This is a genomic window from Streptomyces sp. SCA2-17, from assembly GCF_044336695.1.
On the sequence record NZ_CP117521.1, the window covers coordinates 3853335 to 3865862 of the forward strand.

Below are 12528 nucleotides of genomic sequence, written 5' to 3' on the forward strand. Positions count from 1 at the left end.
CGGCTCAGACCGCGTACGCGCCCGGGCCCAGGCCCGTCGTCACGCCGATCCGGTTCCACGCGTTGATGGTCGTGATCATGGCGATGAGCTGGGCGAGCTCCTGCTGCGGGAAGTGCTGCGCGGCACGGTCGTACACCTCGTCGGACACGCCGCCGGGCAGCAGGGTGACGGCCTCGGTCAGGGCGAGCGCCGCCTGCTCCTTCTCGGTGTAGAGGCCGGGGGCCTCGTGCCAGGCGTTGAGGAGGTAGATGCGCTCCTCGGACTCGCCGAGCTTGCGGGCGTCCTTGGTGTGCATGTCGAGGCAGAAGGCGCAGCGGTTGAGCTGCGAGGCGCGGATCTTGACCAGCTCGATGAGGGAGGTCTCCAGGCCCTTCCGGGCCGCCCGCTCCAGGTTCAGCATCGCCTTCTGGACCTCGGGGGCGAACTCGTGGAGCAGCATGCGGGGGGCGTGGTGGTGGCCGGTGACCTGTGCGTTCGTGTTCGTCATGAGGACGACACTAGGACGCGGGCAGCCCACAGGTATGGTCCATTCCCATGGAGAAAACCTGGGCCACTTCGAAGACCGCCCCGGAGGGTGCTCCGGAGGCCGCTCCGGGGGGCGCGGCGGAGGCCGGTGCGGGCGCGGACTTCCACCTGGACCTGAGCGGGCCCGGCGGCGTCCGCGCCTCCCTGATCGGCGCCCTGCGCGAGGCCGTCCGCAGCGGGCGGCTCGCCCCCGGCAGCCGGCTGCCCTCCTCCCGTACGCTCGCGGCCGACCTCGGCCTGGCCCGGAACACCGTCGCCGACGCCTACGGCGAGCTCGTCGCCGAGGGCTGGCTGACCGCCCGGCAGGGCTCGGGCACCAGGGTGGCCCGGCGGGCGGCGGCGCGCGCGCCCGAGCGCCGGACGCCGCCCGTGCGGACGCCGCGGCGGCCCGCCTACAACCTGCGCCCCGGGTCCGCCGACGTCTCCGCCTTCCCGCGCGCCGCGTGGCTCGCCGCGGCCCGCCGGGCGATGGCGGCCGCCCCGCACGACGCCTTCGGGCACGTCGACGAGCGGGGCCGGATCGAGCTGCGGACCGCCCTCGCGGGCTACCTGGCGCGGGCGCGCGGCGTGCACGCGGACCCGGAGCGGATCGTGGTGTGCGCGGGGTTCACGCAGGGCCTGGGGCTGGTGAGCCGGGTGCTGCGGCAGCGCGGGACGCGGGAGATGGGGGTGGAGGAGTACGGGCTGTGGTTCCACCGGGAGGCGCTGGAGCGGGCGGGGCTGCGGTGCCTGCCGATGCCGCTGGACGCGGGAGGCGCCGACATCGGCGTGCTGGAGGGCGGCAAGGCGGCCACGCGGTCGGTGCTCATCACCCCGGCGCACCAGTTCCCGACCGGCGTGCCCCTGCACCCCGACCGGCGCGCCGCGGTCGTCGACTGGGCGGCCCGCACCGGCGGGACGATCCTGGAGGACGACTACGACGGCGAGTTCCGCTACGACCGGCAGCCCGTGGGCTGCCTGCAAGGCCTCGCCCCCGAGCGCATCGTCTACTTCGGCACGGCCAGCAAGTCCCTCGCGCCGGGGCTGCGGCTCGCGTGGATGGTGCTGCCGGAGCACCTCGCCGGCGAGGTGCTGGCCCACAAGCAGGCGGGGGAGTGGAGCTCGGGGGCCCTGGAGCAGCTGACGCTCGCGGAGTTCCTCCGGTCCGGGGCGTACGACCGGCACGTCCGCGCGATGCGGCTGCGGTACCGGCGGCGGCGCGACCGGCTCGTCGAGGTCCTCGCCGAGCGCGCCCCGCACATCAAGGTCACCGGCATCGCGGCGGGCCTCCACGCCGTCCTCGAACTCCCGCCGGGCACCGAGCACCCGACCTTGCAGGCCGCGGCCTGGGAGGGCCTGGCCCTGGAGGGCCTCGCGCACCTGCGCTCCACCCCGCCCGCGACCTCCGACCCCACCCCCGACGGCCTCATCGTCGGTTACGGCACCCCGCCGGACCACGCGTTCCCGGGCGCGTTGGAGGCCTTGCTGAGGGTGCTCCCGCCGGCGGAATGAGCCTCTGCCTGAGGGGCCTCTGCCTGAGGGGTCTCCGCCTAAGGGGCCTTCGCCTCATGAGCTTCCGCCTCCCGCTGCCGCATCACGTCGGCGTAGCGGGCCAGGGCGGCGCGGCGGCGGGTGAGTTCGGCGATCTCCTCGTCCAGACGGTGCATCCGGTCCTCGATCCTGTCCCAGGAGAGCGCGCAGGGCATCAGCGCCGGGCCGCCCTGCGCGCACGGCAGCAGGTCGCGGATCGCCTCGGTGCTCAGCCCGGTGGCGAGCATCTCGCGGATCCGGGTGACGGTCGCGGCGGCGCCGGGCGGGTAGCTGCGGTAGTCGTTGGCGTCGCGCTCGGCGTGCAGCAGGCCCTGCTGCTCGTAGTAGCGCAGCGAGCGCGGGCTGGCGCCGGTGAGCCGCGACAGCTCGCCGATCCGCAGCCGTTCCTCCACCTGATCCCCTACGCGAGCCCCCATCTGATCCCCCATCTGTTCTCCCCCGAGCACCCGTTTCGCCCCGAGAGCTTGACCTTGACACTGGTGTCATAGGGAAACGTGCTGCTCATGACACAGATTCCCGCATTCGCCGGCACCGTCCACGGCTCCGGCCCCGGTCTGCTCCTCGCGCACGGCGCGGGCGGCAGCATCCAGGGCAACTACGCCCCGGTCATCCCGGCCCTCGCCGAGCACCACACCGTCGTGGCCCCCGACTACCCCGGCTCCGGCGCGACCCCGCTCCCCGCCGGCCCGCTGACCCTGGACGGCCTCGTGGACGGGATCGTGGCCGCCGCCGACGAGGCGGGCCTCGACACCTTCACCCTGCTCGGCTACTCGCTGGGCACCCTGGTCTCCGTGCGCACGGCGGCCCGCTACCCGGACCGGGTGCGCGGCCTGGTGCTCACGGCCGGCCTGGCCGCGGCGGACAACCGGACGCGGTCCTCCCTGGCGATGTGGCAGCGGCTGCTCGCGGCGGGCGACACCGAGGGGTTCGCCCACTTCGTCGCGCTGAGCGGCTTCAGCGAGGAGTTCTTCAACGCCGTGCCCGCGCGGGAGGTGCCGGCGCTCCTGAAGATGATCGCCGCGGGCATCCCGGCCGGGGCCGCCCAGCAGGCCGCGGTGGTCGCGGAGGCCGACACCACGCCGCACCTCGCCGGCATCTCCGTCCCCACCCTGGTGATCGCCACCCTCCAGGACACCCTCGTCTCGCCCGCCAACTCCCGTTTCCTGGCCCGGCAGATCCCCGGCGCGGAGTACGCCGAGCTGGACACCGGCCACGTCCCCATGGCCGAGAAGCCGCGCGAGTGGGAGAAGCTGATCACGGACTTCCTCGCCCGTAAGGAACTCTGACGATCACTTGACCGAATCGCCGGACGTACGCGCGTTCCTGTGTTTGAGTGTGGCGCATCACTGGGCGGAGGGGGCACGGGGATGCGCGGGGTGCGGGCGGTGGCGGCCTTGGTGGCCGCCGTGGTGCTGGGCAGTGGGACGGCGGGGTGCGAGCTGATGTCCCCGGGCGACGACGACCAGGGGCCGATCAGCGTCGGCACCACGGACACCGTCACCACGCTCGACCCCGCCGGCGCCTACGACGCCGGCTCCTGGGCGCTGTTCAGCAACCTCTACCAGTCGTTATTGACCTTCGCCCCCGGCACGGGGGTCCCCGTGCCGGACGCGGCGAGCCGCTGCGGCTTCCAGGGCGGGGACCTGCGGACGTTCCAGTGCGAGCTCCGCGAGGGGCTGAAGTTCGGCAACGGCCGCGACGTGACCGTCCAGGACGTGCAGTTCTCCTTCGAGCGCATCAGGCGGATCAAGTCCCCCCAGGGACCGGAGTCGTTGCTCGACACCCTGCAGTCGGTCACCACCGAAGACCGGACGGTCACTTTCCAATTACGGGTCCCCGACGCCACGTTCCCGTTCAAGATAGCCACCGGCGCCGGTGCCATCGTCGACAGCACGCGCTACCCCGCCGACCGGCTCCGCTCCGGCACCGAGGCCGACGGCTCCGGCCCGTACCGCCTGGAGAGCTACCGGCCGAAGGCCGTCGCCGAGCTGCGGCCCAGCAAGACCTACGAGGGAGCCGTCAAGCACAAGGGCGGCGCCGTCACCGTCCGCTACTACCGCGACTCGGCGGCGATGAGCCGGGCCTGGAAGCAGCGGTCCATCGACGTCGCCGGGCGCCTGATGCCGCCGGCCGACATCGCCGGGCACTCCCTGTCGGACAGCGGCGTGAAGCTCATGGAGAGCACCGGCTCCGAGACCCGCTCCCTCTTCTTCAACCTGCGCGGCGGCTCCCCGTTCGAACAGCAGCCGGTCCGCCAGGCCGTCGCCGCCGTCATCGACCGCGAGGCCCTCGCGCGCGACGTCCACCGCCGCACCGTCGAGCCCCTGTACTCCCTCATCCCCCAGGGCCTCACGGGCCACTCCACGGCCTTCTTCGACCTCAACCCCCGGCCCGACCCCGAGGCCGCCCGCGCCCTGCTGCTCCGGGCCGGCATCTCCACCCCGGTCCGCTTCACCATCGCCTTCTCGCAGGGCGCCGCCACCGTGGAGGAGGCGGCCCTGCTGAAGAAGCAGCTGGAGAGCACCGGGCTGTTCGAGGTGCGCACGCAGTACGTGGAGTGGACGGAGTTCCAGAAGGGCTACGCCGCCGGGGCCTACGACGCGTACTGCGTCGGCTGGCTCGCCGACTTCCCCGACCCGGACAACTTCACCGGCCCGCTCGTCGGCCGGACCTCCAGCTTCCGCTCCGGCTACGACAACCCCCGGGTCGAGAAGCTCATCCAGGCCACGCAGAGCAGCTACCAGCGCAGCCGCGTCACGAAGGACTTCCGGACCATCCAGGAGATCGTCGCCCGGGACGTGCCCGTGGTGCCCCTGTGGCAGAAGAAGGACTACGTGCTGAGCTCGTCGTCCGTCTCCGGGACGCAGTACCTCACGGACGGCACCGGCCAGTGGCGCCTCTGGGAGCTCGGCCGCATCTGACGCGGCCCGCCCCGTCGCCGGGCGCCGCCTATGACGTGCGCCGCAGCGCCCGCACCCCGCGCAACCCGATCAGCCCCACAGCCGTCCCCAGAAGAAACGAGGTGACCGCGAGCAGCAGATGCACCCAGAAGTACGCGGTCGGGTCACCCGCGTCGTCAAAGGCGAGACCGCTGCCGTCCTTCCACAGATTCTTCGCGAAGGTGATCCAGATGACCCAGCTCCACACGCCGAAGGCGAGCAGGAACCAGGAGACGGGACGGGAGAGGACGGCGGGGGCGGGCGTCGCGGCGGGAGCGGCGGCCGCGGCGGGCGCGTCAGGCGTAGTGCTCGGCATGGGTTTCAGTATGCGTTCGGGTCAGCGCAATAGTCCTATCGGGTCCCCGGCCGTCATCCGAGCCAGTGAGGCGGCGACTGGAACCCCCAGGTGGCGGGGTAGTTTCACGGACGTGCCGACGACGACATCACACCCCACGCGGGCCGCCGCGACGCGCCGCCGCCGCGGGGCCGCCGCGCTCGCGGCCACCGCCTCGCTGCTCGTCCCGCTGGCGACCGCTGCCCCCGCCCTGGCCGATCCCACGCCGACCCCGAGCGCGAGCCGCCCCAGCGTGAGCCCGAGCCCGTCCGGTGCGCGGGGGAACCCGGCCCCCTCGGCGAACGGCGGGGCCGCCCAGGAGGACGACGGCAAGGGCATCGGCCGGCGTGCGCCGCGGACGCCGCCCTCCCGGATGTCCACCGTGGGCGGGGAGCTGCTGGGCCGCCCCGGCCCGCAGGTCCAGCGCGGCCCGGGCGCCCCGGAGCTGCCCACCGAGCTCAGCGGCCGCTCGTGGCTCGTGGCGGACGCCGAGTCGGGCGAGATCCTCGCCGCGAACAACGCGCACTGGGAGCTGCCGCCCGCCTCCACGCTGAAGATGCTCTTCGCGGACACGGTCCTGCCGAAGCTGCCCCGCACCAAGACCCACAAGGTCGTCCCCTCCGACCTGGAGGGCATGGGCGCGGGCAGCAGCGCCGTGGGTGTCAAGGAAGGGTCCTCGTACAGCGTCCGCGACCTGTGGCTCGGCGTCTTCCTGCGCTCGGGCAACGACGCCGTGCGGGTGCTGGCGTCCATGAACGGCGGCATCCCCAAGACCGTCAAGGACATGCAGGCGCACGCCGAGGAGCTCCAGGCGCTCGACACCCACGTCGTCACCCCCGACGGCTACGACGCCGACCATCAGGTCTCCAGCGCGTACGACCTGACGCTGTTCGCCCGCTCGGGCCTGCAGAAGGCGGACTTCCGGGAGTACTGCTCGACGGTGTCGGCGCAGTTCCCCGGCGAGGAGGAGCCCGGCAAGAAGCGCGAGAGCTTCGCGATCGTGAACACCAACCGGCTGCTGACGGGCCAGGGCATGGAGCACGGCCCGTACAAGGGCATGGCGGGCGTCAAGAACGGCTCCACCACGAACGCGGGCAACACCTTCACGGGCGTCGCCCAGCACGACGGCCGCAAGCTGCTGGTGACGGTGATGAACCCGGACATCCAGGAGCCGCACGAGGTCTACAAGGAGACCGAGCGGCTGCTGGACTGGGGCTTCGAGGCCGCCGGGCGCGTCAAGCCGGTCGGCATGCTGGTTCCCCCGAAGGGGGCCGCCGGCAACGCCAAGGGCGACGGCCGGGCCGGCGGCGACCACGCCCAGGCCTCGGTCGCCGGCTCGGACTCCGGCGGCATGTGGACGGCGGTGGGCATCGCGGGCGGCGCGCTGGTGGCGCTGGGCGCGGGAGCGTTCGTCGTCCACCGCCGCTGGCCCCGCCCGAAGGCTTAGCCGGTACGTACGGGTTCCGGCGGTTCCGCATTCCGCCGGACCCTCGCCGCGGTGCGAAACCACGACGGCGGCGTTCGGCGGTGCCGAGCCGGCCTCAACCCTTACGGTCGTCTTCCCGCGGCTCGTCCGCAGATCGCGTCGCTGTCCACGCCGCGCAGAACAGCACCAGCTTCGCCATGAAGTTGATCCACAGGAGGAGCGCGATCGGCGTGCCGAACGCGCCGTACATGCTCTTCGCCGCCACGCCCCGCAGATAGCCGCCGAGCAGCAGCTTCAGGACCTCCAGGCCGATCGCCCCGATCAGCGCCCCGACGACGAGACGCCGCACCGGCGGCTGCACGTCGGGCAGCCGCGAGAGGACGTAGAGCATCAGCAGGAAGTCGGCGAGGACGGCGATGCAGAAGCCGGCCGCGGTCAGCAGCCCGCCGACGCCGTCCAGCCCGGCCCGGCCGACCACCCAGTCCACGGCCGCCGACGCGAAGACCGAGCAGGCCAGCGAGAGCAGGGCGACGCCGCCGAGGCCGAGCAGCAGCAGCCCGTCCTTGAGCCGCAGGAGGACGGGGTTGCCGGGGTTCTCCTCCTTCTCCCAGACCGCGCGCAGGCACTCCCGCAGGGAGCCGATCCAGCCGATGCCGGTGAAGAGGAGCAGCGCTCCGGCGACGACCCCGACCGTGCCCGCGTTGTCGACGAGGCTGCTGAGGTCGAGCTGGCCGGAGATGCCGGGGACCTGCTCGGCCAGGCGCCGCTCCAGCTCCCGCATGCGCTCCTCGCTTAGGACGGCCGCGCCGACCGCGGCGCCCACGGTGAGCAGGGGGAACAGGGCGACGAAACTGGTGAACGTGATCGCCGCGGCGAGCCGGGTCCACTTCACCCGGTCCAGGGTCTCGTACGAGCGCCATGCGTGGGTCCGCATCAGGCGGGAGATCAGGGGCCCGATGCCGGGCAGCCGGGTCAGCCATTCCATGGCGTACGTCTACCACCCTGACGTGGGGATACGCCCACGTCAGGGCGGCGCTAGCGCGAAGGGGCGGGCGGTCGGACGCCCGTCTGGTGGGGGACGGCCGGCGCCGTCCCCTCCCCCTCCCCGAACGGATACTCGCGCTCCAGCCGCCACACGCCGTCCGTGCCCTGCTCGTAGAGGGCGAAGGCGCCGATCGTCCAGGCGGCCTCGAACCCGGCCAGCTCGGCGTAGGCCCGGTCCATGGCCTCCTCGGCGATGCCGTGGGCGACGGTGACGTGCGGGTGGTAGGGGAACTGGAGCTCGCGGGCGACGGGCCCGGCCTCGTCGCGGATGCGCTTCTGCAGCCAGGCGCAGGAGGCGGAGCCCTCGACCACGTTCACGTAGACGACGGGGGACAGCGGCCGGAAGGTGCCGGTGCCGGAGAGGCGCATGGGAAAGGGGCGGCACTCGGCGGCGACGCGGGCGAGGTGCTCCTCGATCGCGGGCAGCGAGGACGCGTCCGCCTCGGTGGGCGGCAGGAGGGTGACGTGCGTGGGGATGCCGTGCGCGTGCGGGTCCCCGAAGCCCTCGCGGCGCTTCTGGAGGAAGCTGCCGTACGGCTCCGGGACCGCGATCGACACGCCGAGCGTCACGGTCCCCATTGCGTTCTCCCTCCTGTGCGCCTGTATGTCCCCGTGGCCAGTGTGACGGCAGTGCCGCACCCCGTGCCAGAGCTCCTGGTCTCTCCGTGCCCCGGCCGTGCCCTCAGTGCTTGGCGGGCAGGAAGCCCACCTTGTCGTACGCCTGGGCGAGCGTCTCCGCCGCGACCGCGCGGGCCTTCTCGGCGCCCTTGGCGAGGACGGAGTCCAGCGTCTCCGGGTCGTCGAGGTACTCCTGCGTGCGGGCGCGGAACGGCGTCACCCACTCCACCATGACCTCGGCGAGGTCCGTCTTCAGCGCACCGTAGCCCTTGCCCTCGTACTTCTGCTCCAGTTCGGCCATTCCCGTGCCGGTGAGCGTGGCGTAGATGGTGAGCAGATTGCTGACGCCGGGCTTGTTCGCGGGGTCGAAGCGGATCACCGTGTCGGTGTCGGTGACGGCGCTCTTGATCTTCTTGGCGGAGACCTTGGGCTCGTCGAGGAGGTTGATCAGGCCCTTGGGGTTCGCCGCCGACTTGCTCATCTTCGCCGACGGGTCCTGGAGGTCGTAGATCTTCGCGGTCTCGCGGACGATGTGCGCGGCCGGAAGGGTGAAGGTGTCGCCGAAGCGGCCGTTGAAGCGCTCGGCCAGGTCGCGCGTGAGCTCGACGTGCTGGCGCTGGTCCTCGCCCACCGGGACGGCGTTCGCCTGGTAGAGGAGGATGTCGGCGACCTGGAGGATCGGGTACGTGAACAGGCCGACCGTGGTGGCGCCGGAGCCCTGCTTGGCGGACTTGTCCTTGAACTGCGTCATCCGGGAGGCCTCGCCGAAGCCGGTGAGGCAGTTCATCACCCAGCCGAGCTGGGCGTGCTCGGGGACATGGCTCTGGACGAAGAGGGTGCAGCGCTCGGGGTCGAGGCCGGCGGCGAGCAGCTGGGCCGCGGCGAGGCGGGTGTTGGCGCGCAGCTCCTTCGGGTCCTGCGGCACGGTGATCGCGTGCAGGTCGACCACCATGTAGAAGGCGTCGTGGGTCTCCTGCAGGGCCACGTACTGGCGGACGGCACCGAGGTAGTTCCCCAGGTGGAACGAGCCTGCGGTGGGCTGGATACCGGAGAGTGCGCGCGGTCGATCGAGGGCCATGCGCACATTCTCTCAGGTGCCGTGCCCGACTCCGTCCGACGGTGGGGCCGTCAGTAGTAGAAAGGTGGAACAGGGGGCACAGCAATGCCCGCACACGCATGCTCGTACACGAACGGAGCACACGGTGACATCCACGGAACGCAGCATCGCCACCGCCGAGGCCCACAGCGCGCACAACTACCACCCGTTGCCGGTCGTCGTGGCGTACGCGGAGGGCGCCTGGATGACGGACGTCGAGGGGCGGCGCTACCTCGACATGCTCGCCGGGTACTCCGCGCTCAACTTCGGGCACGGCAACCGCCGGCTGATCAACGCCGCGAAGGCGCAGCTCGATCGGGTGACGCTGACGTCGCGCGCCTTCCACCACGACCGCTTCGCGGAGTTCTGCACCGAGCTGGCCGCGCTGTGCGGCAAGGAGATGGTGCTGCCGATGAACACGGGCGCGGAGGCGGTCGAGACGGCCGTGAAGACCGCCCGCAAGTGGGGCTACCGCGTGAAGGGCGTGCCGGACGGCCGGGCGAAGATCGTCGTGGCCGCCGGCAACTTCCACGGCCGCACCACCACGATCGTCAGCTTCTCGACGGACGAGGAGGCGCGCGCGGACTTCGGGCCGTACACGCCGGGCTTCGAGATCGTCCCGTACGGCGACCTGGCCGCGCTGGAGGCGGCCCTGGACGACGACACGGTCGCCGTGCTGCTGGAGCCGATCCAGGGCGAGGCGGGGGTGCTCGTGCCGCCGGCCGGCTACCTGCCGGGCGTGCGGCGGCTGACCGCCGAGCGCGGGATCCTCTTCATCGCGGACGAGATCCAGTCCGGGCTCGGCCGCACGGGCAGAACGTTCGCGTGCGACCACGAGGACGTCGTCCCCGACGTGTACGTCCTGGGCAAGGCCCTGGGCGGCGGCGTGGTGCCGGTGTCGGCCGTGGTCGCGGACCGCGACGTCCTCGGCGTGTACCGGCCGGGCGAGCACGGCTCGACGTTCGGCGGGAACCCGCTGGCCTGCGCGGTGGCGCTGGAGGTCGTGGCGATGCTGAAGTCCGGCGAGTTCCAGCAGCGCGCCACGGAGCTGGGCGAGCACCTCCACCAGGAGCTGAACCTGCTGGTGGGCACCGGCGCGGTCGAGGCGGTACGCGGCCGCGGCCTGTGGGCGGGCGTCGACATCACCCCGTCCCACGGCACGGGCCGGCAGATCTCGGAGCGCCTGATGGAGCGCCGCGTCCTGGTCAAGGACACCCACGGCTCGACGATCCGCATCGCCCCGCCGCTGGTGATCAGCAAGGAGGACCTGGACTGGGGGCTGGACCAGCTGCGGGCGGTGCTCGGCTCCTGACGGAGTGGTCCGGGAGGGAAAAGGGAGGGGCCGGCGTGACGCCGGCCCCTCCCTGCTTAGCAAATTTGATCTTCTGTACCTACTGGTATGTACACTCCGGCCATGACCACCTCGGAACGCCTCATCGAGAGCACCCGCGAACTGCTGTGGGAGCGCGGCTACGTCGGCACCAGCCCCAAGGCCATCCAGCAACGGGCCGGGGCCGGCCAGGGCAGCATGTACCACCACTTCAGCGGGAAGCCGGAGCTCGCGCTGACGGCCATCCGGCGGACCGCCGAGGAGATGCGGGCCAAGGCGGAGGAGCAGTTCGGCGGGCCGGGCACGGCCGTGGAGCGGATCACGGCCTACCTGCGGCGCGAGCGGGACGTGCTCAAGGGGTGCCCCGTCGGGCGGCTGACCCAGGACCCCGACGTCATGGCCGATCCGGTGCTGCGGGCGCCCGTGGACGAGACGTTCGGGTGGCTGAGGGGGCGGCTCGGCGACGTGCTGGCGGAGGGAGTCGCGCGCGGCGAGCTCACGGCGGGCCTCGACCCGGCGGCCACGGCCGCGACCGTCGTCGCCGTCCTCCAGGGCGGCTACGTCCTGGCCCGCGCGGCCAGCTCGACGGCACCGTTCGAGCAGGCCGTCGACGGGGTGCTCGGACTCCTCGCCGCACAGTCCGCCTGATCCGTCACTCTCCTGGAGCGCACCCATGCTGATCCACCGCGACCCGCCCGCTGCCTGCACCGCCGCTCCCGAGTGGGTCACCGGGACCGTCCACGTCACGCCGATCGCCGCCGCGGGGGACACCTCGCGGCTGCGCATCGACGACGTCCGCTTCGAGCCCGGCAGCCGCACCCACTGGCACCGCCACCCCCACGGCCAGGTCCTCCACATCACCGAAGGCACCGGGCTGATGCAGCGCCGGGGCGGACCGGTCGAGGTCGTGCGGGCCGGCGACCGGGTCGTCATCGCCCCCGGCGAGTGGCACTGGCACGGCGCCGGGCCCACCACGTCGATGACCCACCTGGCTGTCCTGACAGCCGCCGAGGACGGTGCCGAGGCCGAGCGCGGCGACCCCGTCGTCCTCTGACCGCTGACAGCCATGTGCTCTGACTGACACTTCCCGACCGACGAAAGGCGCAACGACCCGTGTACGCCAAGCAGTACGAGATCACCCTCCCCGCCGACTACGACATGGGGATCATCCGCGAGCGCGTCGCCACCCGGGGCCACGTCCTCGACGACCGTGCCGGTCTGGCCTTCAAGGCGTACGTGATCCGGGAGAAGGGCACCGGCGGGTCGCCGGTCAACCAGTACGCGCCGTTCTACGTGTGGGACGACACGGCCGCGATGAGTCACTTCCTCGTCGGCGGGGGCGGGTTCGAGGGGATCGTCCGGGACTTCGGGCGGCCCGTCGTGCGGCACTGGGCCGGGGTCGCCTGCGAGGCCGGGCCCGCCCGCGGCGCCGCCGCGGCGCCGCGCGCGGCGTCCCGGCGGCTGACGCCGCTGCCCGCCGAGGGGCTGACCGAGGCGGTCGCGGCGGAGACCGCGGCGCTGCGCGAACTCGCCGCGCGCGACGGCGTGCACACGGCCGCCCTCGCCGTGGACCCGCACCACTGGCAGCTGCTGCGCTTCGTGCTGTGGGCGGAGGCCGTACCGCCCGGTGAGGACGTCACCGAGCGGTACGAGGTGCTGCACCTCTCCGCGCCCGGGCTGCGCTGA

14 protein-coding genes are annotated in these 12528 nt (G+C 72.8%); 8 read left to right on the forward strand and 6 right to left on the reverse strand.

The window, feature by feature from the left end; translation table 11 throughout:
* Nucleotides 1-4: 4 nt before the first annotated feature.
* Nucleotides 5-487 (reverse strand): carboxymuconolactone decarboxylase family protein, encoded by a 483-nt coding sequence (locus PS271_RS17400; protein ID WP_398382766.1) that lies wholly within the window; start codon nucleotides 485-487, stop codon nucleotides 5-7.
* Between the two features lie 47 nt (nucleotides 488-534).
* On the opposite strand from PS271_RS17400, the gene pdxR reads away from it, so the two are divergent.
* Entirely contained in the window at nucleotides 535-2016 is a 1482-nt protein-coding gene (gene pdxR, locus PS271_RS17405) for a MocR-like pyridoxine biosynthesis transcription factor PdxR (protein ID WP_398382767.1), read from the forward strand.
* A gap of 38 nt (nucleotides 2017-2054) precedes the next feature.
* Here pdxR and PS271_RS17410 read toward each other — a convergent pair whose 3' ends face one another.
* Complete coding sequence (locus tag PS271_RS17410) at nucleotides 2055-2471, reverse strand: MerR family transcriptional regulator (RefSeq protein ID WP_398382768.1); 417 nt, start codon at nucleotides 2469-2471, stop codon at nucleotides 2055-2057.
* Nucleotides 2472-2558: 87 nt separating this feature from the next.
* Here PS271_RS17410 and PS271_RS17415 point away from each other — a divergent pair, with 87 nt between their 5' ends.
* Nucleotides 2559-3341 (forward strand): alpha/beta fold hydrolase, encoded by a 783-nt coding sequence (locus tag PS271_RS17415; protein WP_398382770.1) that lies wholly within the window; start codon nucleotides 2559-2561, stop codon nucleotides 3339-3341.
* Between the two features lie 81 nt (nucleotides 3342-3422).
* Nucleotides 3423-4976, forward strand: a complete 1554-nt coding sequence (locus PS271_RS17420) for an ABC transporter substrate-binding protein (RefSeq protein WP_398382771.1) — start codon at nucleotides 3423-3425, stop codon at nucleotides 4974-4976.
* A 28-nt stretch (nucleotides 4977-5004) separates the two neighbouring features.
* Here the strand turns inward: PS271_RS17420 and PS271_RS17425 are convergent, their stop codons facing one another.
* Complete coding sequence (locus tag PS271_RS17425) at nucleotides 5005-5310, reverse strand: SCO4848 family membrane protein (protein WP_495656755.1); 306 nt, start codon at nucleotides 5308-5310, stop codon at nucleotides 5005-5007.
* A gap of 10 nt (nucleotides 5311-5320) precedes the next feature.
* Between PS271_RS17425 and PS271_RS17430 the strand changes: the two genes are divergently transcribed.
* Nucleotides 5321-6775 carry a D-alanyl-D-alanine carboxypeptidase family protein gene (locus PS271_RS17430; RefSeq protein WP_495656756.1) on the forward strand — a complete coding sequence of 485 codons (1455 nt, stop codon included), beginning with the start codon at nucleotides 5321-5323 and terminating at the stop codon, nucleotides 6773-6775.
* Nucleotides 6776-6869: 94 nt separating this feature from the next.
* Here PS271_RS17430 and PS271_RS17435 read toward each other — a convergent pair whose 3' ends face one another.
* From PS271_RS17435 to trpS, 3 genes are all read right to left on the reverse strand, one after another.
* Complete coding sequence (locus PS271_RS17435) at nucleotides 6870-7739, reverse strand: YihY/virulence factor BrkB family protein (RefSeq protein ID WP_398382774.1); 870 nt, start codon at nucleotides 7737-7739, stop codon at nucleotides 6870-6872.
* Between the two features lie 50 nt (nucleotides 7740-7789).
* Nucleotides 7790-8377: a 2'-5' RNA ligase family protein gene (locus tag PS271_RS17440; protein ID WP_398382775.1), complete on the reverse strand. Its 588-nt coding sequence runs from the start codon at nucleotides 8375-8377 to the stop codon at nucleotides 7790-7792.
* Nucleotides 8378-8480: 103 nt separating this feature from the next.
* Complete coding sequence (gene trpS / locus PS271_RS17445; protein WP_398382777.1) at nucleotides 8481-9494, reverse strand: tryptophan--tRNA ligase; 1014 nt, start codon at nucleotides 9492-9494, stop codon at nucleotides 8481-8483.
* A gap of 124 nt (nucleotides 9495-9618) precedes the next feature.
* Between trpS and rocD the strand changes: the two genes are divergently transcribed.
* From rocD to PS271_RS17465, 4 genes are all read left to right on the forward strand, one after another.
* Nucleotides 9619-10824 carry an ornithine--oxo-acid transaminase gene (gene rocD, locus PS271_RS17450; RefSeq protein WP_398382779.1) on the forward strand — a complete coding sequence of 402 codons (1206 nt, stop codon included), beginning with the start codon at nucleotides 9619-9621 and terminating at the stop codon, nucleotides 10822-10824.
* 102 nt (nucleotides 10825-10926) lie between these two features.
* Nucleotides 10927-11490: a TetR/AcrR family transcriptional regulator gene (locus tag PS271_RS17455; RefSeq protein ID WP_398382781.1), complete on the forward strand. Its 564-nt coding sequence runs from the start codon at nucleotides 10927-10929 to the stop codon at nucleotides 11488-11490.
* A gap of 25 nt (nucleotides 11491-11515) precedes the next feature.
* Nucleotides 11516-11896 (forward strand): cupin domain-containing protein, encoded by a 381-nt coding sequence (locus PS271_RS17460; RefSeq protein WP_398382783.1) that lies wholly within the window; start codon nucleotides 11516-11518, stop codon nucleotides 11894-11896.
* Nucleotides 11897-11955: 59 nt separating this feature from the next.
* The gene (locus PS271_RS17465) at nucleotides 11956-12528 is read left to right on the forward strand and encodes a DUF4865 family protein (RefSeq protein ID WP_398382785.1); all 573 of its coding nucleotides are present in this window, start codon (nucleotides 11956-11958) and stop codon (nucleotides 12526-12528) included.